The organism is Pseudothioglobus sp. nBUS_23, assembly GCF_051201565.1.
GTDB lineage: Bacteria > Pseudomonadota > Gammaproteobacteria > PS1 > Pseudothioglobaceae > Pseudothioglobus.
Genome location: NZ_CP179200.1, coordinates 1,400,212 through 1,420,590, shown reverse-complemented (window position 1 = coordinate 1,420,590; position 20,379 = coordinate 1,400,212). Strand labels below are relative to the sequence as shown.

Here is a 20,379-nt window from a genome sequence, read left to right as displayed (position 1 = left end):
GCGAAAGCCTTTTTAAAAAAAGTTAAATTTTTCTGCACAAATAATACCAAACATAATTACATATTAATGAATTATTATTAAAAAATTGCATTTATTGGTAATTTATTGTTAATTATTTACTTAATAAGTAATAATTAGGTCTATAATCTCAAAACTAAAATATTTAAATTTAAGGTATGGATACAACAATTATCAAAAATAATTTGTCTGCATTTAATAAGAAGAGCGACCTAAAACGTGGTCTTCCTAGTTGGGCGTATACGAGTGATGAGTTTTTTGATGCAGAGAGTAAAACCGTCTTTACAAATAATTGGGTTTTTGCTGGTTTTGTTCATGAATTTAAAGATCCAGGAGATGCTATCCCAATTACCGTTGCAGGACAGCCGATTATTCTGCTTCAAAATATGGATGGGAAAATAAATGCCTTCCACAATGCCTGTTCTCACCGATGCCTAAAACTGATTGATGAGTCGTGTAATGTTGGGGCCATGCTTTCATGTCCCTACCATTCATGGACCTATAATTTGGATGGTGATCTATGTGCCACTCCATTTTTTGGAGGTAGAGAGCATCAACCTGAAGGCTTTAACATGTCTGAGCATGGACTTCAGGCTGTAAGAACAGCAATCTGGAACGATTGGATTTTTATTAATTTGAGTGGCGAGGCGCAAGATTTTGAAGAGTATGCCAAACCGTTAATTAATAATTTTAAAGATATTGATTTCCAAATAGTAGAGCCCATTGCGACTCTTGATTTTGGAGAAATAGACACGAATTGGAAGTTCCTAATGGAAAACTTTATTGAGCCATACCATGTTCAATTTGTCCATAGAACGACAACAAACCAGCCACTCGAAGACCACTACACTATTGTAGATGGCGTTTGCGTAGGCAGTGCAATTGACTTAGATGATAAGGACAAGGTTGAAGGCAGTCTTTCGGTCAGCTCCAGATACTTGACATTATTTCCTAATTTTATCATTGGTAGATATTTCCCAGATCAGATTGGGGTCTACCTTAATGTTCCAATCGATTCAGGCCACACCCTTCAGAAAAGGGTAATTTACACAACTGATGGCAATCCTGTTTCAGATCAAAGTATTGAAGAGATTAAGAAGTTATGGTGGGATGTTCACAAGGAAGACCATGCAATCTGTCAAAGGATGCAGCTTGGAAGACTGTCCTCAGTTTCAAAGGATGGAGGATTGTTATCCCCTTTTTGGGAAGACAGCGTCAGAGCTTTTCAGCAAATGATTGCTGATTCAGTAACAAAATAATATTAATTTATGAGGAGTAATTATGGCAAATGAAAGTTTCAATAGTGACTACAGATTAGCGCACACAATGATGAGGGTCTTGGATCTAGATAAATCAATCGCATTTTATTGTGACATATTGGGTATGCAGGTTTTAAGAAAAACTGATTATCCAGGCGGACGGTATACAAATGCTTTTGTAGGTTATGGCCCTGAAAGGGAATTTCCAGCCCTAGAGCTAACCCACAATTGGGATCAAGAGGTGCACTATGACAAAGGGAATGGCTGGGGCCATATTTGTATAGAAACACCCGATGTTTACAAAGCTGTCGAAGACCTTGAGGCGAGCGGTGCAAAGATTCTTAGTCCAGCTAAGCCAATGAATGCGGGAACAAGAATCCTAGCCTTTATTGAAGATCCCGATGGCTATGTCGTTGAACTGAATGAAAAACTTGAATTAACTGAATAAGGAATGATGATGAAAGATAAAACACCAAAGCTCTATAAATTTAGCGAAATTGAGCATCGCCTCCATACACTTGAGCCGGGTAAAAGTTATATCAAGCCTTTCGTTACTAGTGCAGTCAGTGATACGATGTGTGGCGGACTTAATTTTTTGAATGAAGTTTCTGTTCCATGGGAGTTGACCTGTGACGAGATTATTTATTGCATGGAAGGGACGTTCAGACTAACCTGTGATGGCGTTGCCTATGAGTGCAATCCGGGAGATGTTTTGTATATCCCTAAAGACAATTCAATTGCCTATGAGTGTGATGAGAAATGTATTATTTTCTATGCAGCTTACCCGCATGATTGGAAGCAACAGGCAGGCATTACATTTGTTCCTGGAATTGATCCAGAAGATATGCCACAAAACTAGAAAGCGATGAGTAGCTCAAGCAGTCGTTTAATAAATCTCAGTCAAAACACTGAGATGAATCCTGATGCAAACGCTCGTATACCAACCAGAGATACGCTAAAGGATAAATTAAATCAGCAAATTATTGACTTGTTGGAGTTAGATGGCAGGCTACCTTTTAAGGAAATTGCAAATACTCTAGACATCTCAGAAGGCACAGTCAGAAATAGAGTTAACCGTATGAAAGATGCTGGAGTTTTGCAAATCAAAGCCCTAGTTGATCGCTCTGCAATAAACTACTCAACTGATTCAATGCTCGGAATAAAAGTTGCCTCAAGTTCAAGTCCAAGTTTGGTTGCTAAGAGGTTAGAAGGCTGCAATGAGATTGTATTTATTATGTGGGTTACTGGTCGATATGATTTGCTTGTTGAGATTGCATCAGAGAGTGACGATACATTGAGTAATTTTCTCGAAGAGCATTGCTTTAATAACGAAGATATTAAGGATGTTGAGGTTATGAAAGGACTCTCAACATTTAAAAATCAGTTCTTATTGAAGTCTCAAGAGAAAATTTAATATTATTAGAGAAAATAGAAGGAGATAGAATGAATAGAATTTACCATACCAAGATGGAAGATGCACTTCCCTCTAAAAAACGTGTTGCAGAAGAAAAAGCAAGGCTCGAAAAGGCAGGCATAAAATATATACTTTCTTGTTGGATTGATATGCTTGGTCTTCCAAAAACAAAGCCAATCCCTTTTGCCGAATTCGAGGCACTATGTGCTGGAAAAGGACCACAATTTGCTGTCCATTCAGTCTCCTTTGTTCCAGAGCTAGGGCCAAATGACTCAGATCAAATTCCTGTCCCTGATCTAGACAGTTTAGTTATTTGTCCTTGGGATAAAACTTGTGTTTGGGTTTTTTCTGATTTGTGGTGGGAGGGTGAACCATATAATTTATGCCCTCGTCAGACCCTTAAAAGAGCTGTTCAAAATGCAGATGATGCAGGCTATAAGGCTTTTTGTGGGATTGAGCCAGAGTTTATTGCAATGCGCTATGAGGATGGTCAACCCGTTAAAGCTATCGATGACGATCCATTGCCTGGAGAAGGTCTTCGTCCAAGAAGGCAAGCCTTTGGATATGACGTTGAGTACTCGATCGATTCTATGGAGTTTCTCAAAGAACTAATAGATATCGTCAATGACCTTGGTTGGGAAATGAAGGATGTTGTCTGTGAGGGTGCGTATTCACAATTTGAATTAGACTTTACCTATACCAACATTCTTCAGATGGCGGATCGATTAGTTTTCTTGAGAGTTCTACTCAAAGAAGTGGCTAAAAAATATGGGATGTTTATTACCTTTATGCCAAAGCCAACCATTGGTGACTGGAGATCCGGCGCCCATATTAACTTTAGTATGACGAGCAATAAAGACAATAAAAATATCTTTGAAGGAAAAGATGGTAAGTTTTCTGACTTAGCCTACCATGCTGTTGGAGGCTTGATTAAGCACGGCACTTCAATTACAGCAGTTGCCTGCTCAACGGTCAACTCATACAATGGACTTGTTCCAATCGTGGGAGGATTTGAGGGAGGAGTTTATACATGGGCGCCGACCACAATGGCCTATGGAGACAACAATCGCTCTTGCATGATTCGTCTTCCTCAGAACCGTTTCTGTATTGAAAATCGTGCAGCAGATATGTGCATGAATCCATACCTGTCTCTAGCGCTAACAACTGCGGCAGCGTTAGATGGAATTAAAAATAAAATTGACCCTGGTCAACCCTTAAATCTAAATCTTTATACTTTGAGCCCTGAAGAAATGGAGGCATCAAATATTAAATCACTCCCTCGAAACCTTTTAGAGGCGATTGAGGCTCTGAACAAAGATGATTTTGCAAAGGAAGTCTTGGGTGATTCAATGCTACTCCAATTTTTCTCATATAAAAAAGATGAGTGGGATAGATACCACCAGGCAGTTACTGACTGGGAAGTTCAAGAATTTTTGAGGCTTTACTAGATAATAAAGTTATTGCCAAAAATAAGAGTTCTTTTTAATTTAAACTATCTTTTTTTTGAGTTGCTTTTGATTCAAAAATAGGTTTTATAATTGGAGTAAATATGTGTGGAATTGTTGGACTTTTTATTAAAAATCCAGAGCTTGAATCGCAATTGGGAGCTCTCGTAGCTCCTATGCTGAGTGAGATGACAGAGCGTGGTCCAGATAGTGCTGGTATGGCTGTCTATAGAGACCCCAATGAGAAGGGCTGTAAAGTTACTGTGCTTGCCCAAGATGCTGATTTTGATTGGGCAGGCTTTGAAAATGCTGTCAGTTCTAATTTTTCAGTGATTAAGTTCTATGTCAACCAGAACCATGCAGTTCTTTCACTTGGGGCGTCACTTAATGAAGTAGATGCATGGCTCCATGACAACTGGAATGCGTTAAGTGTAACCAGCGCTGGTAGTAATATTGAAATCTTTAAGGGAAAGGGAAATCCTTCTGATTTTATAGAGCAATTTGATATCAAGAATATGACAGGTACTCACGCCCTAGGACATACACGTATGGCAACTGAAAGCGCGATTACTACAGAGCACTCTCACCCATTTTCTACTGGTCAGGATTTGTGTCTAGTGCATAATGGCTCTCTCTCAAATCATAATCGTCTTCGTGAAACCCTTAAACGTGCAGGCGTCCAGTTCAAAACTGATAATGATAGTGAGGTAGCTGCAGGTTACTTGAGTTGGCGTTTGAGTGAGGGGGATGACTTGGATCAGGCATTGAATCATGCAATAGAGGATTTAGATGGTTTTTACACTTTTGCCATCGGCACTAAGGATGGATTTGCTGTGATGCGAGATCCGATTGGATGTAAGCCTGCAATTATGGCTGAGACCGATGACTGGGCAGCTATGTCATCAGAGTATCGCGCCATTGCAACACTTCCAGGTGCTGAAAATGCTCGCATTTGGGAGCCTGAACCGACTCAGATTTATAGCTGGAAAAGGAGTTAAATATGGCCACAATAGATTTGAATCAGAGCAGTATTAGAGAGTTAAATCAGAAGTTACAAGTTGGCTCTTCGGGCGATAATTTTACAGTTAATAACACTGTTGGTAAGCATGCACTATCTGTAGGACTCACAAAAGATATTAATGTGGAGATCAATGGCCATGTCGGTTATTACTGTGCAGGAATGAATCAAGAGGCATCTATAAAAATTAATGGAAATGCTGGGCCTGGACTTGCAGAGAATATGATGTCTGGTCAAGTCCGTGTGACTGGTAATGCCTCTCAGTATGCGGGCGCTACTGCCCATGGCGGCTTGCTAGTTATTGAGGGGGATGCCAGTTCGCGATGCGGCATATCAATGAAGGGTGTCAATATAGTAGTGGGCGGTAATATCGGCCACATGAGTGCCTTTATGGCTCAGTCAGGGACTCTTGTTGTTTGTGGAGATGCAGGTGATGCAATGGGAGACTCTATTTACGAAACAAAAATCTATGTCCGAGGTAAGGTCAAAAGCTTAGGAACAGATTGCGAAGAAAAAGAAATGAAAAAAGAACACAAGGAAGAGTTAGCAAATCTGTTAGAAATGGCGCAAATGAATTACAGTGTAGATGAGTTCCGTCGATATGGTTCAGCACGTAAATTATATAACTTCGATATCGACCAAGTCGACGACTATTAAGGAGAAAAGATTTATGAGTAAAGACAATCCAACATTAATTGAGTCAGCAACTTTTCCTAGGCACGTCATTGCTGAAATTCAACGCGCTGCAAAAACGGGTATTTATGATATTCGAGGTTTTGGCGCTAAGAGAGAGATACCTACCTTCGATGACTTGGTTTTTTTAGGTGCTTCAACTTCACGTTACCCCTTAGAAGGTTATAGAGAAAAATGCACGACTGAAGTTGTCCTTGGAAATCGATTTGCAAAGAAACCTATCCATTTGAAGACCCCTATAACGATTGCTGGAATGAGTTTTGGTTCCCTCTCTGCTCAGGCTAAAGAGTCCTTGGGGCGAGGTGCAACCATTGCTGGAACAAGTACTACAACAGGCGATGGAGGAATGACTCCTGAAGAAAGAGGTCATTCAAAGACTCTTGTTTATCAATATCTGCCCTCAAGATATGGAATGAATCCTGACGACTTAAGAAGAGCAGATGCAATTGAAATAGTTCTTGGTCAGGGTGCAAAGCCTGGGGGCGGTGGCATGCTTTTGGGTCAAAAAATTTCTCCTCGAGTAGCACAAATGAGAAATTTGCCTGAGGGTATTGATCAGAGATCAGCCTGTCGCCATCCAGACTGGACTGGCCCTGATGATCTTGAAATCAAAATTCAAGAGCTCAGAGAAATTACTAATTGGGAAAAACCGATTTATGTCAAAGTTGGGGCAACACGCGTATTTTATGATGTTACTCTTGCCGTTAAAGCAGGGGCAGATGTTGTTGTTGTTGACGGAATGCAGGGCGGTACTGCTGCAACTCAGGATGTCTTTATTGAGCATGTAGGGATTCCAACATTGCCAGCAGTTAGAATGGCAGTAGAAGCATTGCAAGAAATGGATATGCATCGCAAAGTCCAGCTGATTGTATCTGGTGGCATCAGGAGTGGTGCTGATGTTGCAAAAGCACTTGCGCTTGGAGCTGATGCAGTTGCAATAGGAACAGCAGCATTAATAGCCTTGGGCGACCAGAGTCCTGAGTTTGATGAAGACTATAAAGCGATTGGATCTGCAGCAGGCTTTTGGGATGATTACCAACAAGGCAATGATCCAGCTGGAATTACAACGCAGGATCCCGAGCTAGCAAAGCGCTTAGATCCTAAATTGGGAGGCCGTCGTCTGGCTAACTATCTTAATGTGTTGACTCTGGAACTTCAAACTTTGGCGAGAGCGTGTGGCAAAAGCCACGTCCATAATTTGGAGCCAGAAGATATGGTAGCATTAACAATGGAGGCGGCTGCAATGGCCGGTGTTCCATTGGCTGGGACCGGATGGATTCCTGGAAAGAATGGAGTATAGGCATTAATTTTTTGAGACAGTAAAGATAGGAGTATTTATGGCAACTAAACTTAGTAAAGTAGCTAAAGAAAGAGGGATTGAATATTTTCTGATAAGTTTTGTGGATTTATTTGGAAGTTTGCGCTCCAAATTAGTGCCTGCTAGAGCGATTGAAGGTATGCAAGATGAAGGTGCTGGTTTTGCTGGTTTTGCAGCATGGCTTGACATGACTCCTGCACACCCAGATATGTTTGCTATTCCTGATCCAGACAGTTTGATTCAATTGCCATGGAAGCCAGAAGTTGCTTGGCTAGCCTCTGACTTATGGATGGATGGAAAGCCAGTCGAGGCATCACCAAGAGTTGCATTAAAGAGGCAGCTTGCTGAAGCTGAAAAGCAAGGCTTTAGAATGAAGACCGGTGTTGAATGCGAATACCATCTAATTAATGATGATGGCACAGACATCGCAGATGACAAAGATCAACAGAGTAAGCCTTGCTATGACCAGCAAGCGTTGATGCGTCAATATCCAGTCATTAAACAAATATGCGACAGCATGATCGAGCTCGGTTGGGGTCCCTATCAAAATGATCACGAGGATGCTAATGGTCAATTTGAGATGAACTGGGATTTTGATGATGCGTTGACCACTGCTGATCGTCAAGTATTTTTTAAATTTATGGTGAAATCAATAGCAGAACTTCATGGAATGCGTGCTACATTTATGCCAAAACCATTCAGCCACTTGACGGGCAATGGTTGTCACTCTCACCTCTCTATCTGGAGCCTGGATGGCTCTAAAAATCTCTTTAATGGAGATGATGATAGCAGGGGACTAGGACTATCTTCTTTGGCATATCAGTTCTTAGGCGGCATTATGCATAGTGCAGATAGATTGACAGCAATCTTTAATCCAACCGTGAATAGTTATAAACGAATAAATGCTCCAAGAACTCTCTCTGGTGCAACATGGTCTCCAAGTTCAATTACTTATGGAGGGAATAATCGCACTCATATGATTCGAGTCCCAGACTCTGGTAGATTTGAATTGAGACTCATGGATGGCGCTGCAAATGCTTACCTTATGCAGGCTGCTATTCTCGCATGCGGACTAGATGGAATAGCTGCAAACCGAGATCCTGGTAATCCATTAGATATTAATATGTATGAACTTGGTAAAGATATTGAGGGTTACAAGCAACTTCCAAAAAATCTACTAGATGCCTTAAGACTTCTTGAGGGGAGTGATGTCTTGAGAGAAAGTCTTGGAGATGAATTAATTGATGCTTATATCAAGCTTAAGCAAAGTCAATGGAATGACTATTCATCACATCTCAGTCAATGGGAGAGAGATAATACTCTAGACTGTTGATAAAAATTTGCTGAAATGGGCTATGATAAATTTGAACTAGGCGATGTAACTCTTCTCTCTGGAGAGGTATTAAGTTCTGCGTTCTTGGCCTATAAAACCTACGGCAAATTGGATGCCAATAAAAGTAATGTTGTTGTCTTGCCTACCTTTTATACTGGATCACATCAAAGAAATGAAGGATTCTTCGGTCCTGAAAGAGCCATAGATCCTGATAGGCACTTCATTGTTTCAATTAATATGTTTGGTAATGGAATTTCTTCCTCTCCAAGCAATACTGAGTCTCCTCAGGATGGCCCAAGGTTCCCTCATGTTTCACTCTGGGATAATATTGCATGCCAGTATCGACTTCTGACTGAGGCATTAGGAGTAAATAGGATTGCTCTGGTGACAGGATGGTCAATGGCCGGCTGCCAAGCTTATCAGTGGGCTGCCCAGTACCCTGATTTTGTTGATGCTATTTTGCCCTTCTGCGCCTCTGCAAAAACTTCACCACACAACTTTGTATTTCTTGAAGGTGTAAGGGCGGCACTTTGCGCAGACCAACACTGGAATAATGGAGACTATAGCTCACCTCCTGTTGATGGACTAAAAGCATTTGCGAGAGTTTATGCGGGATGGGCTTTTTCCCAAACGTTCTATCGAGACTCACTCTATAAAACACTAGGTTTTGAGTCATTTGAGGATTTATTGGTTGATTGGGAAGAAGACCACGCTACAAATTGGGATGCCAACAACCTTATTTCTAAGCTAAGGACTTGGCAGACCAGTGACATTAGTATTGGTCCGATTTATAATGGCAATTTTGAGATGGCACTTAAATCAATAAAGGCTAAAACCATTCTGATGCCGTGTTCTCAAGATTTATATTTTCCTCCTGAAGATAATGCCATTGAAGCTAGCTTTATAGCAAATGTTGAATTCAGACCCTTTGATTCACCATTTGGTCATTGCGCTGCCAATCCAGGCAATGATAAAGGCTTTACTTTAGCATTAGAAAATGGATTAAATCAGCTACTTGGAGAGCAATAATGGGAGATGATGTGACCATTACATGGCAAGATTTTGAAAAAGTTGATATAAGAATTGGAACGATAATCAAGGTTGAGGATTTTCCAGAGGCCAGAAAGCCTGCTTACATTCTCCATGTTGACTTTGGCTCTGAAATTGGAATAAAAAAATCAAGTTCACAAATTACAGACCTATATAACAAGGAACAACTGCAAGATAAGCAAGTTATGGGCGTCGTAAATTTTGCGCCCAAACAGGTTGGCCCAATTATGAGTGAGTGCTTGGTTCTGGGATTTTATCGTCTCGATAATTCAGTGGTGCTAGCTACTAATGATTTACCTATCGATAATGGTTCACGTCTTTTATAGTTTTTAAACTTTCTAATTACTCATTCAATATCTAAATGCTTAAGAGAGCGTATTGTAAAATTACGATTTAATATGTAAAAAAGTTTAAAGTCTAAATGATTATCTGCGCCGGCGAATCCTTAATCGATATGGTTTCTTTCAAAGGAGAGCCTGAATATACTCCTCATGTTGGAGGAAGTAATTTCAACTCATCAATTGCACTTGGCCGGTTGGGGGCTGATAGCTATTATTTTGGCGCCGTATCCAATGACAGTTATGGGGAACTTATAGAGAATACATTAAGGCATTCTGAAGTGAAGGAAGACTTTGTCATTAAGACCAATAGGCCAACCACGCTTGCCTATGCAGACGTTGTTAATGGCATAGCAGAGTACACCTTTGTTGATGAGCACTCAGCTGGACGACTATTAGATCAAAAGAGCTTAAACCCATTTATCAATAGAGTAAAGAAGGCAGAGGCATTACTGGTTGGAGGAATCAGTCTTCAAGCAGAGCCTTGTGGATCGAGTTGGCAGTGGCTTATTGAACAAGTATCAGGATATTTACCGATTTATTTTGATGCAAACGTGCGCCCTGACTTTATTGAAAACAAACAGAACTATATAGCTCGCTTTATTGAGCTTACCTACAAGGTTGATATTATTAAAATTTCAGATGAAGACTATCGCTACCTCTATGGTGCGCAAGATTTTAATAAGGTCAGTAAAGAATGGATTGAAAATGGAGTAAAGCTTGTCATATTGACTTTAGGCTCTGAGGGATCAAAAGTAATCTATAAAAATGGCAGTGAGGTATTTGCTGAGAGTCAAAAGGTTGATGTTGTCGATACGATTGCTGCCGGTGATACGTTTAATGCGGGCTTCCTTCTAAATCTTGATGAGCAGGGTTTATTGGAGATTGATAGTCTCAATACTTTAACTGAATCTCAGCTTGAAGCAGCACTCTCATTTGCTAACAAAGTGGCGAGTATTACGGTCACCAGAAAAGGTGCAAACCCGCCCTGGCAAGAAGAGCTTTAGAGAATGAAGATCTATATTTATTCTGACTACTTGAAAGAAAAATATTAAACTCTATATAGTCATTTAAAGAAAAATATAGTAAGTAAAATCTACACCTTCTTAATTTCATTAAATAGGATTAGATAATGTATTCAATCATTTCAATTAAAGCCTTATCGAAGACCTATAAATCTGGTTTTGAGGCACTTAAAACCGTAGATCTGGAGATTAACCGTGGCGAAATTCTCGCGCTCTTAGGTCCTAATGGTGCTGGAAAAACCACTTTAATTTCAACTATCTGTGGAATCATCTCCCCATCATCAGGTTCCGTTTCAGTTGATGGATTTGACATTATCAAGGACTTTCGAAAAACAAGATCTATGATTGGTCTCGTTCCTCAAGAGTTGACTTTGGGGTCTTTTGATACCGTCTTGGGAACTGTGAGATTTAGTAGAGGATTGTTTGGTGCAAAGAGGGATGATGCTTATCTAGAGCAACTACTTAAAGATCTTTCACTCTTTGATAAAAAAGACTCAGAAATCAGAGCCTTGTCTGGAGGGATGAAAAGAAGAGTTTTAATTGCTAAGGCTCTTTCTCACCAACCTAAAGTGTTATTTTTGGATGAGCCAACAGCCGGAGTAGATGTCGAGCTCAGAAAAGACATGTGGAAGATCGTCAATAAACTTCGCAATCAAGGAGTGACCATTATTCTAACAACTCACTACATTGAAGAGGCTGAAGAAATAGCTGATAGGGTTGGCGTCATTAGTAATGGTGAGCTTTTATTGGTTGAGAAAAAAGATGAACTGATGCAGAGCCTTGGAAAGAAACAGCTTGTAATTGATTTAAAAGAGCCAGTGAAAGAGATCCCAAGCTCATTAGAGGAATACAATATCGAGCTGAATGATGGCGGAACTCAGATTTCTTATACCTATGTTGTCAAGGATGAGACGGCGGATGTATCTGAGATACTTAATAAAATTACAAACTCTGGATTATTGTTAAAAGATCTGAAGGTGGAGCAAAGCTCACTGGAGGATATTTTTGTTGACCTAGTTAAGGAGGAGTCATGAATTTAACAGCAATTAAGGTCATCTATTTCAATGAGATGCTTCGTTTCTGGAACACACTTTTTCAAAGCGTCGCCTCCCCTGTTATATCGACAGCTCTCTATTTTGTGGTATTTGGCTCAGCTATTGGATCCAGAATAGAGAACATTGAAGGCGTATCATACGGCCTATTTATTGTTCCAGGTCTAACCATGTTGTCAGTCTTAACGCAGAGCATTTCAAATGCCTCGTTTGGCATTTTCTTCCCCAAGTTTACTGGAACAATCTATGAGCTTTTGTCTGCTCCTGTGTCTTTTTATGAGACTTTAATTGGTTATGTCGGTGCAGCTGCAACGAAGTCTCTGATTCTAGCAACAATTATCTTAGCGACAGCTAACCTGTTTGTAGATTTAAATATTGCTCATCCATTCTGGATGCTGGGCTTCCTCGTTTTAACCTGTATCGCTTTTAGCTTGTTTGGTTTTATCATTGGACTCTGGGCTGATAACTTTGAGAAACTACAAATCATTCCGCTACTCATAATTACTCCATTGGTTTTCCTTGGTGGAAGTTTTTATTCAATCAGTATGCTCCCTGATCTTTGGCAGAAGGTGACTCTCTTTAATCCAGTTCTATATCTTGTCAGTGGTTTTAGGTGGAGCTTTTTTGAAGTTTCGGATGTGAGCGTCGGTATTAGTTTATTCATGGTGTTTCTATTTCTTGCTATTTGTATTGCTATAATAGCTTGGATGTTTCGAACTGGATATAAACTAAAACAATAATAAGGCTCAAGGGGAAGTTATGGCTCAAATTACTGATCTATATATTTACCCAGTCAAATCTCTTAAGGGTATTGCTCTAACTGAAGCCCAAACTGCAAAGCGCGGTCTTGAGTTTGACCGTGAGTGGATGGTTACTGATGATCAATACAATTTTATATCTCAGCGTGAAATAGAGCTAATGACTACAATTGAGACAGGTATAGATTCTCTTTCATTAATTCTTACTTCAAATAATCAAAAGGTTCTCAAGATTCCGCTTAATTCATCAAGAAGCAATAAAGTCAGAGCAATGGTTTGGGATGATGTTTGTGATGGGTTCGATGAGGGTGATGATGCCTCTCGATGGCTCACTGATGTTCTTGGAACATATGGTGGAAGTGCGCTAAGACTTGTCAGGTTTGACCAAGAGGGCGAGCGACCAGTCCCTAAAAAATATTTAGATGGCGTTCATGCTGAAAGTGCATTCTCTGATCAGTTTCCATATCTAATCACCTCATGGGAGTCCCTCAGTAAGCTAAATACTGGCCTTTCAGAAAATGATTCATTCGAAGTTTCAATGAATCGATTCAGACCTAATATAGTGCTCAAAGGATTACCCAATGTTGAGATGATGACCTCATCTAATTTGGTATGCGAAAAGAGTGGTTATCTGTTTGGATTGAGAAAGCCTTGTAAGCGATGCAAAATTACGACGATTGATCAAGATACAGGTGTTATCGAAAATCCTAAAGAGCCTTTGGCAACGCTTGCTAAGCTAAAGTTTAGTGAGGAAAAAAACGGAGCATTTTTTGGTCAAAATGCAATTTTACTTGGCGACAATGCTGTTCTGCGAGTTGGAGATTTGCTTGAAATAGCTTAACTGGATTAATTAATTCTCCAATGAAATGGCTTCAAACTTAACGTCGTTTTTCCAAGCATGCCCATAGATAACCTCATAAGTCGCAGGAATTTTTCCGTTCTCACGATAGCTTTCGTACATCTCTAACATCTTCTTAAATTTGGTTTTTCCAGTCAGCGACTTTGATCTATTTTCAACACTCTGAGCACCTATCCCTTTGAGATCCCTCATCAAGTCTAGAACTTTTTCATAGGTCAGAGTAAGCTTTTCCATCTCCATGATGGGGCTCTGAAAGCCTGACTGAATCATCTGGTCACCAATATCATGCATGTCAATAAATTCATTTACATGAGGACTGCTATCAACCACAGACCAACTTCTCTTCAACTCTTTTAGTGTTTCAGGACCAAACGTTGTAAATAATATTAAACCTTGAGGTTTAAGCACTCTGTGACACTCATCAAAAAGTGTCTTTAAATCACTGCACCACTGCATCATAAGGTTTGAAACAACAAAATCTACACTATTTGATTTTAAAGGGAGCTGGCATGAGTCAGCACAAACTTTAAGTTTTTGGGAATTCATACTCAACGAGCGCTGTGCAAAATCGATACAAACTAACTGTGCATCAGGAAATATCGAAGAGGTTTTCTCGCTAAGAAAGCCCGTACCTGATCCAAGATCGATAATGGTTTCTGGCTGAATAGAGATGACTTTTAGTTTCTCAGCAAGTCTTTTTGCAATCTCATTTTGAAGAAATGCATTCTCATTGTAGATGCTTGAAGCTTTATTAAAACTGCTCCTTACTTGAGACATGAGGCAACCTGATTTGAAATTTTCTTCATTAAATTAAAATACTGTTCAGGACCCGCACTAAATTCCTGGCCAAGAATGTCTATTCTATGGACTTTAAGATTAAGTCCCTCAGACAAGACAGATATCTGACTTTTTCTAACTTCTGTGCCATAAATGAGACACGAAACCTCAAAATCATTCATCGTATTTTTTGATGCAAGAGTTCTGTTGATGCTGAGTCTTGCACCGTGATAAGGCGTTACTATCACTGGCCTTCCTAATCGATATTTTTTTTCAAAATATTGAATAGTATCTGAGAAGGTTGCATAGATTTTTGATGAAAATGGATGCATTTGTGCCTCGATTTCTGTTTCCAAAGCATCAAGCTTTGAAGTTAATAATTGCAGATTTTGATTGTATCTGCTTGTGTTAACTGGATCGACATCAACTAACAATAAATAGATATGATGGGCTATTTTTTTCATGTTGCTAATATCTAGCCATAAGTGCATATCGTAAGTTGAAGTTTCCTGATCATGTTCCTGATGATCTTTCTCATAGATCTTATCAGCCCTGTATTGATGAATGACAAGATTATTGAGACTCATGATTTCAACTCGATTCTTACTGTTTAAATTTTTAAGTGCTTTGCGAAGTCCAATTTCAAATTGGTCACCAATCGAGACTACCAAGTCGGCATCTTCAATCATTCTGATCTGTGAGGGCTTGAGATGAAAAGTATGCGCGGAGTTATTAGACTTTAGAAGAAGTTCAGGAGAGGCAATGCCGTCCATCAGAGATTCAACGATACTATGAATTGGCTTTATGCTAACTACAACTTGAGGTGTTGATTGAGCATAAATACTTTTAAATAAAACAACAAAGATTAAACCGAGTATAAGTCGAAATTTCATAGCATGCCTCAAAGTGAAGGTAAATTATACGCTGATTGAGTAAATCATCGATTAATTAGTTGCTGCATGTAAGTATTGCTCGCTTTGGCGCTGGATAACCTTCAATTGTTAGTGACGGATTAGAAGGATCAAGAAAATCCTCAAGTGATGCTGGGTTATCTCCAATCCATGGGGTTTTTCTTTGTTCTTGAGGAGTTGTTACAGAGACATCTATAAGCTTTATACTTCTAAAGCCCACATCAGAAAGCCAAGACTTGAGTGTCTCAGTGCTCGGAAGACAATGAACATTCCTCATGTTTGCGTACCTTCCTTCAGGAATTAATGCGTAGTTTTTTTGACCATCAACTATCAATGTTTCAAGTATCAGTTCTGAGTTCGGCGCCATCATTTTTTTTAGCTTAGATAGGTGCTCCAAATGATCTCTCTGATGATAGAGTACCCCCATAGAAAACACACTTTCAAATATAGGCATATTTGGTAATTCTTCGAGCCTTAATGGAATCAGCATTGAGTTTGAGTTGCTTTTAGTCAAAGTATCGATTGCTGCAAATTGATAATTGAATAACAGAAAAGGTTCAACTCCAAGCGCCTTACTTGCACCTTCAAGGGCCATCCTAATTGTGAAATATCCGTTTCCAGCACCTACATCAAGAACCCGTTTATTTTTGAGCGGTTTAATCTTGTTTTTGATACGTTGCCATTTTAAGTCTCCAATCCACTCGCTCTCTAATTTTAAATTATTGAGAATAAATGGACCTTTTCGCCAGGGTAATAATTGCTTCAAATTGGTTTCAATATTTTCTGAAGAGGAGTCAATATTTTTGATTGATATATATGGATCATTTAGACCTAATTCGCCCTTTTTAGTAGAATTTAACTTGTTTAATGCATCAGTCCATTTAGGGACATTGCCATTCTTAATGTTGAACGCCATAAGGCTTTTTCGCAGGCACTCTTCCTTGAATTTTTGGAGTTCTGTATCACTAAAAAATGACTCAAACTTATCTTCAAATAATTTCATGAATTAGATCTTTCAGCAAAATATATCTAGTATAAAATAAAGTGTAGATACATATATATGTTACTTTTAACTCTTTTAGGGGATTAACGTGATTAATAAATCAATAAAATTTTTAGCGCTTCTGTTTTTGACACTTAATGTCTATGCAGGTGGCGATGACAGGGATCAGGTCTATTATGAAAACCTTGATGAAGAATTAGCTGCATTTGAAGCCCAGCTTGCTGAAGAACAAGCGAAAGCTGAAATTGATGCGTTTAAAGCAGAAATGGAAGCTGCACTTGCAGAACAAAAAGTTGAAAATGAACTCGCCGCTTTTGAAGCGCAACTTGAAGCTGAATTAGCTGCTCAAGAAATGATGGCTGAGATTGAGGCTGAGATGGCTAGACAAGCTGCACTTGAAGCTTTCCAACAAAAACTTGAGGAAGAGCGTGCTGCTGCAGCAAAATCAACTGCTGCTTATCAATCTAAGTTAGCCAGAGACGCTGAGATTGCTGCTCGTATGGCAGAAATTGAAATTGAAAAAGAAATAGCTGCTTTCGAAGCGCAACTTGCTGCCGAGGCTGCTGCTGCAGAAATGATGGCTGAGATTGAAAGAGAAATGGCACTCGCTGCATTCCAACAAAAGTTAGAGGATGAAAGAGCCGCTGCCGCTGCTGCAACTCAAGCCTATAGAGACTCGCTATTAGAAGCAGAGCTCGCTGCATTTGAAGCACAGCTCGAGGCAGAACTAGCTGCTGCAGAGATGATGGCAGAGATTGAAGAAGAAATGGCAAGAGCTGCTGCACTTGAGGCTTTCCTGCAAAAGTTAGAAGATGAAAAAGCTGCTGCTGCTGCGGCAACTGCTGCCTATAGAGCATCTCTTGAGGATGAAGTGATTGGAGAACTCGTGGTAGAAGATGAGGTGATAGTGGTAACTGAAGAGGCTCATGAAGCATGCAAGTATGCTCTGGGCTTATCCGATGCCAACATTGCTCTTTTCGAAACTGCTTTGGCTGATGGAACCTTATTCAATAAAGGTCCTCAGAGTTCAAATGGTACAGAGTTTGGTGCCAGTAGATGGGATGCTTATGCAAACTGCGTAAGTAATTATGTCAATCCATTCTAACTTATAAGGCTAGAGTCTTTTGTTATGATGATTTAACATAACTTTAGTTCAAAATTAAAAAAACCCAGAGCTTGCTCTGGGTTTTTTTATTTATAATCTTCAAATGAATAAATTTTTTAGTAGCTTTCTTTCCTCCTTTTTTATCCTTCTAATGTCTTCTTCTGTTTACTCTGTGGGTGATGAGATTTCTGTACTTCAGGAAGAGCTAGATATGGTTTTGATGAAAGACCCCTGTTTTGATCAGCTAGAAACTGATATCGATGAAGATGACAACATAACCTCAGTGATGCTACTTAAGGGAGAAGGTTCATTTAATCAAGGTGATGAAATAATGAGCTCAAGCAATGTTAAGGCAATTGTTGAGTCCTATGACTCAGAAAAAAAACAGCTCACTTATTATCAAACTGCTGAAACAGGTTTTAGATCCTTTTCAATTGGTGACAAACTCGTAGGAAAAGGCTCGAATGTTTTAACAATTGAAGAGTTTGTTATGGATTTTGTTGTCCCATGTTCAGATTTGATTGTATCAATTGAGGAAGATCCAGAGCAAATGATTTTTGTATTTGCGGATTCAGAAGCTGCAATTCAGGCTAAGCTAGCTGCTGCAGAGATGATGGCAGAGATTGAAGAAGAAATGGCAAGAGCTGCTGCACTTGCTGCATTCCAGCAAAAGTTAGAGCATGAAAGAGCCGCTGCTGCAAAATCAACTGCTGCCTATCAATCCAAGTTAGCTAGAGATGCTGAAATAGTCTCTCGTATGGAACAACTAGCCATTGAAAAAGAGCTTGCTTTATTCGAAGCACAGCTCGAGGCAGAACTAGCTGCTGCAGAGATGATGGCAGAGATTGAAGAAGAAATGGCAAGAGCTGCTGCACTTGCTGCATTCCAGCAAAAGTTAGAGCATGAAAGAGCGGCCGCTGCAAAATCAACTGCTGCCTATCAATCCAAGTTAGCTAGAGATGCTGAAATAGTCTCTCGTATGGAACAACTAGCCATTGAAAAAGAGCTTGCTTTATTCGAAGCACAGCTCGAGGCAGAACTAGCTGCTGCAGAGATGATGGCAGAGATTGAAGAAGAAATGGCAAGAGCTGCTGCACTTGCTGCATTCCAGCAAAAGTTAGAGCATGAAAGAGCGGCCGCTGCTGCTGCGACTCAGGCCTATAGAGACTCGCTATTAGAAGCAGAGCTCGCTGCATTTGAAGCACAGCTCGAGGCAGAACTAGCTTCTGCAGAGATGATGGCAGAAATATTACAGGAAATGGCAAGAGCTGCTGCACTTGAGGCTTTCCTGCAAAAGTTAGAAGATGAAAAAGCTGCTGCTGCCGCATCAACTGCTGCTTATCAAGCAAAAGTAGCCTATGAAAAAAGAGTTACAAAGATCAAGGATGACTTACTTGCAGAGTTAGAAGAGTTCAATTTATCTGGAGAGTATAAGTCAACTATTTCGGAGGAGCTCATTAAAGAGGCGACAGATAAGTTGGCAGAAGAAGAGTTTGTTGGAGCGATTTCTGGAGAAATTGTAACCGAGGCAATCCACGATTACTGCAAAGTTAATCTAGGTTTATCTGAGAGTAATATTGAACTATTCAAAAAAGCATTAGCCGGTGGTTACCTTGGAAATGTGGGGCCACAAGTGACCAATGGAACTGAATTCACAGCGAATAGGTGGCAAAAGTATATCGATTGTGTTGGCTCAAAAAGATAGATCAGCTTTTCTAAATCTCAAGTAGAGAGTTCTCTTTGTCGCTTAAAGAGCCGTCAATTGATGCTATGTGCTGGTCAGTAATTTTTTGAATATTGTCTTCAGCCTTTCTAGCCTCATCCTCAGAAATTTCCTTTTCTTTGAGAAGCTCTCTAAAGTCAGATATTGCATCTCTACGAATATTTCTAACTGCGACTCTAGCATTTTCTGCTTCATCTCTAACAACCCTTACGAGTTCTCTTCTTCGATCTTCTGTGAGAGGTGGAAGGGGTATACGCATTACCTGCCCCTGAGTATTTGGATTAAGGCCTAAATCAGAAGTCAAAATTGCTTTTTCAATCGGACCAACCATATCCTTTTCCCAAGGCGAAACCTTCAACGTCCTTGCATCCTCTGCAGTAATGTTTGAGACCTGTGATAAAGGCACCATTGCGCCATAGTACTCTACAGTAACCTGTTCAAGCAGAGATGGATGCGCTCTTCCAGCTCGAATTTTGCTGAAGTCATTTTCAAGAGAGGCAAGTGATTTATCCATTCGACTATTTGCATCACTATGAATTTCATTTATCATCTCTAATCTCCAGTTTGACTAACAGTTGTTCCAATTGCATGACCTTTAATTATATTTGCAAGGGAGTAATTATCCTCCAACATGCTAAAAACACAAATCTTTATGTTATTTTCTCTGCAAAGGGCAAAAGCGGCTGTATCCATGACCTTAATATTTTGTTCGATTGCCGAGTCAAAGGTGAGCGAGTCATATTTGATGGCTGATGGATCTTGCATAGGGTCACTAGAATATATGCCATCAACTTTTGTTGCCTTAAAGACAATATCTGCACCTATCTCAATCGCTCTGAGTGCTGCTGCTGTATCGGTAGTAAAGCATGGACTTCCAGTCCCAGCAGAGAAAATGACAACCTTGCCATTTGCTAGTTCATTTTTTGCTTTGGAATGATTGAATGGTTCACAAACGCCGCCTCCGATTGGAAACCCAGACATCACCATTGAGGGTATTTTGTTTCTTTCAAATGCGTCAGATAGAGCTAACGCATTCATCACAGTTGCTAGCATTCCGATGTGATCACCAGTAATCTTGTCCATCCCTTCTGCAGACAAACTGGCCCCTCTATACAAATTACCGCCACCCATAACGATAGCAATTTCAACACCCAAATCAAGTGCTGATTGAACAATGCTTACAACCTTCTTCAGCATTTCAGAGTCTATGTTTTGATTGCTACTTGAGAGCGCTTCACCACTCAATTTAAGTAAGATTCGTCGATAGGAAACCATGTCTT

22 protein-coding genes are annotated in these 20,379 nt (G+C 39.9%); 17 read left to right on the top strand and 5 right to left on the bottom strand.

What is annotated here, in order from left to right:
- Positions 1 to 176 precede the first annotated feature (176 nt).
- The 15 genes from ACMAZA_RS07245 to ACMAZA_RS07175 all read left to right on the top strand — a co-directional run bounded on the left by ACMAZA_RS07245 (position 177) and on the right by ACMAZA_RS07175 (position 13,562).
- A complete protein-coding gene (locus ACMAZA_RS07245; protein ID WP_435188282.1) occupies positions 177 to 1,277 on the top strand; it encodes an aromatic ring-hydroxylating oxygenase subunit alpha in 1,101 nt (366 codons plus the stop codon).
- Between the two features lie 22 nt (positions 1,278 to 1,299).
- Positions 1,300 to 1,725 (top strand): lactoylglutathione lyase, encoded by a 426-nt coding sequence (gene gloA / locus ACMAZA_RS07240; protein WP_435188280.1) that lies wholly within the window; start codon positions 1,300 to 1,302, stop codon positions 1,723 to 1,725.
- Between the two features lie 9 nt (positions 1,726 to 1,734).
- Positions 1,735 to 2,136 carry a cupin domain-containing protein gene (locus ACMAZA_RS07235; RefSeq protein WP_435188278.1) on the top strand — a complete coding sequence of 134 codons (402 nt, stop codon included), beginning with the start codon at positions 1,735 to 1,737 and terminating at the stop codon, positions 2,134 to 2,136.
- 6 nt (positions 2,137 to 2,142) lie between these two features.
- Complete coding sequence (locus ACMAZA_RS07230; protein ID WP_435188276.1) at positions 2,143 to 2,691, top strand: Lrp/AsnC family transcriptional regulator; 549 nt, start codon at positions 2,143 to 2,145, stop codon at positions 2,689 to 2,691.
- Between the two features lie 29 nt (positions 2,692 to 2,720).
- On the top strand, positions 2,721 to 4,139 hold the full coding sequence (locus tag ACMAZA_RS07225; RefSeq protein WP_435188274.1) for a glutamine synthetase family protein: 1,419 nt from the start codon (positions 2,721 to 2,723) through the stop codon (positions 4,137 to 4,139).
- 101 nt (positions 4,140 to 4,240) lie between these two features.
- A complete protein-coding gene (locus ACMAZA_RS07220; RefSeq protein ID WP_435188272.1) occupies positions 4,241 to 5,134 on the top strand; it encodes a class II glutamine amidotransferase in 894 nt (297 codons plus the stop codon).
- Positions 5,135 to 5,136: 2 nt separating this feature from the next.
- Positions 5,137 to 5,811, top strand: coding sequence for a protein glxC (locus ACMAZA_RS07215; RefSeq protein ID WP_435188270.1), 675 nt, complete (start codon positions 5,137 to 5,139; stop codon positions 5,809 to 5,811).
- Between the two features lie 13 nt (positions 5,812 to 5,824).
- Positions 5,825 to 7,147 (top strand): FMN-binding glutamate synthase family protein, encoded by a 1,323-nt coding sequence (locus tag ACMAZA_RS07210; protein WP_435188269.1) that lies wholly within the window; start codon positions 5,825 to 5,827, stop codon positions 7,145 to 7,147.
- 37 nt (positions 7,148 to 7,184) lie between these two features.
- Positions 7,185 to 8,498, top strand: a complete 1,314-nt coding sequence (gene glnT / locus ACMAZA_RS07205; protein ID WP_435188268.1) for a type III glutamate--ammonia ligase — start codon at positions 7,185 to 7,187, stop codon at positions 8,496 to 8,498.
- Positions 8,499 to 8,513: 15 nt separating this feature from the next.
- Positions 8,514 to 9,527, top strand: a complete 1,014-nt coding sequence (locus ACMAZA_RS07200) for an alpha/beta fold hydrolase (protein ID WP_435188266.1) — start codon at positions 8,514 to 8,516, stop codon at positions 9,525 to 9,527.
- Positions 9,527 to 9,874 carry a tRNA-binding protein gene (locus ACMAZA_RS07195; RefSeq protein WP_435188265.1) on the top strand — a complete coding sequence of 116 codons (348 nt, stop codon included), beginning with the start codon at positions 9,527 to 9,529 and terminating at the stop codon, positions 9,872 to 9,874. Before ACMAZA_RS07200 ends, ACMAZA_RS07195 begins: the two co-directional genes overlap by 1 nt.
- A gap of 95 nt (positions 9,875 to 9,969) precedes the next feature.
- Positions 9,970 to 10,893, top strand: coding sequence for a carbohydrate kinase family protein (locus ACMAZA_RS07190; protein WP_435188263.1), 924 nt, complete (start codon positions 9,970 to 9,972; stop codon positions 10,891 to 10,893).
- A 125-nt stretch (positions 10,894 to 11,018) separates the two neighbouring features.
- The gene (locus ACMAZA_RS07185; RefSeq protein ID WP_435188261.1) at positions 11,019 to 11,945 is read left to right on the top strand and encodes an ABC transporter ATP-binding protein; all 927 of its coding nucleotides are present in this window, start codon (positions 11,019 to 11,021) and stop codon (positions 11,943 to 11,945) included.
- On the top strand, positions 11,942 to 12,703 hold the full coding sequence (locus ACMAZA_RS07180; protein WP_435188259.1) for an ABC transporter permease: 762 nt from the start codon (positions 11,942 to 11,944) through the stop codon (positions 12,701 to 12,703). Before ACMAZA_RS07185 ends, ACMAZA_RS07180 begins: the two co-directional genes overlap by 4 nt.
- A gap of 19 nt (positions 12,704 to 12,722) precedes the next feature.
- Positions 12,723 to 13,562: an MOSC domain-containing protein gene (locus ACMAZA_RS07175; protein WP_435188257.1), complete on the top strand. Its 840-nt coding sequence runs from the start codon at positions 12,723 to 12,725 to the stop codon at positions 13,560 to 13,562.
- Positions 13,563 to 13,571: 9 nt separating this feature from the next.
- Here the strand turns inward: ACMAZA_RS07175 and bioC are convergent, their stop codons facing one another.
- Genes bioC through cmoB form a run of 3 tightly spaced genes read right to left on the bottom strand, consistent with a single transcriptional unit; the run spans position 13,572 to position 16,271 of the window.
- Positions 13,572 to 14,357, bottom strand: coding sequence for a malonyl-ACP O-methyltransferase BioC (gene bioC, locus ACMAZA_RS07170; RefSeq protein ID WP_435188255.1), 786 nt, complete (start codon positions 14,355 to 14,357; stop codon positions 13,572 to 13,574).
- On the bottom strand, positions 14,345 to 15,250 hold the full coding sequence (locus ACMAZA_RS07165) for a zinc ABC transporter substrate-binding protein (protein WP_435188253.1): 906 nt from the start codon (positions 15,248 to 15,250) through the stop codon (positions 14,345 to 14,347). Before ACMAZA_RS07165 ends, bioC begins: the two co-directional genes overlap by 13 nt.
- 55 nt (positions 15,251 to 15,305) lie before the next feature.
- Positions 15,306 to 16,271: a tRNA 5-methoxyuridine(34)/uridine 5-oxyacetic acid(34) synthase CmoB gene (gene cmoB, locus ACMAZA_RS07160; RefSeq protein ID WP_435188251.1), complete on the bottom strand. Its 966-nt coding sequence runs from the start codon at positions 16,269 to 16,271 to the stop codon at positions 15,306 to 15,308.
- An 88-nt stretch (positions 16,272 to 16,359) separates the two neighbouring features.
- On the opposite strand from cmoB, the gene ACMAZA_RS07155 reads away from it, so the two are divergent.
- Positions 16,360 to 17,376 (top strand): hypothetical protein, encoded by a 1,017-nt coding sequence (locus ACMAZA_RS07155; RefSeq protein WP_435188250.1) that lies wholly within the window; start codon positions 16,360 to 16,362, stop codon positions 17,374 to 17,376.
- A 151-nt stretch (positions 17,377 to 17,527) separates the two neighbouring features.
- A complete protein-coding gene (locus ACMAZA_RS07150) occupies positions 17,528 to 19,081 on the top strand; it encodes a hypothetical protein (protein ID WP_435188248.1) in 1,554 nt (517 codons plus the stop codon).
- 10 nt (positions 19,082 to 19,091) lie between these two features.
- On the opposite strand, the gene frr is transcribed toward ACMAZA_RS07150, so the two are convergent.
- Together frr and pyrH are read right to left on the bottom strand one after the other, a co-directional pair.
- The gene (gene frr / locus ACMAZA_RS07145; protein ID WP_435188247.1) at positions 19,092 to 19,649 is read right to left on the bottom strand and encodes a ribosome recycling factor; all 558 of its coding nucleotides are present in this window, start codon (positions 19,647 to 19,649) and stop codon (positions 19,092 to 19,094) included.
- A 2-nt stretch (positions 19,650 to 19,651) separates the two neighbouring features.
- On the bottom strand, positions 19,652 to 20,374 hold the full coding sequence (pyrH, locus tag ACMAZA_RS07140) for a UMP kinase (RefSeq protein WP_435188245.1): 723 nt from the start codon (positions 20,372 to 20,374) through the stop codon (positions 19,652 to 19,654).
- Between the last annotated feature and the right edge of the window lie 5 nt (positions 20,375 to 20,379).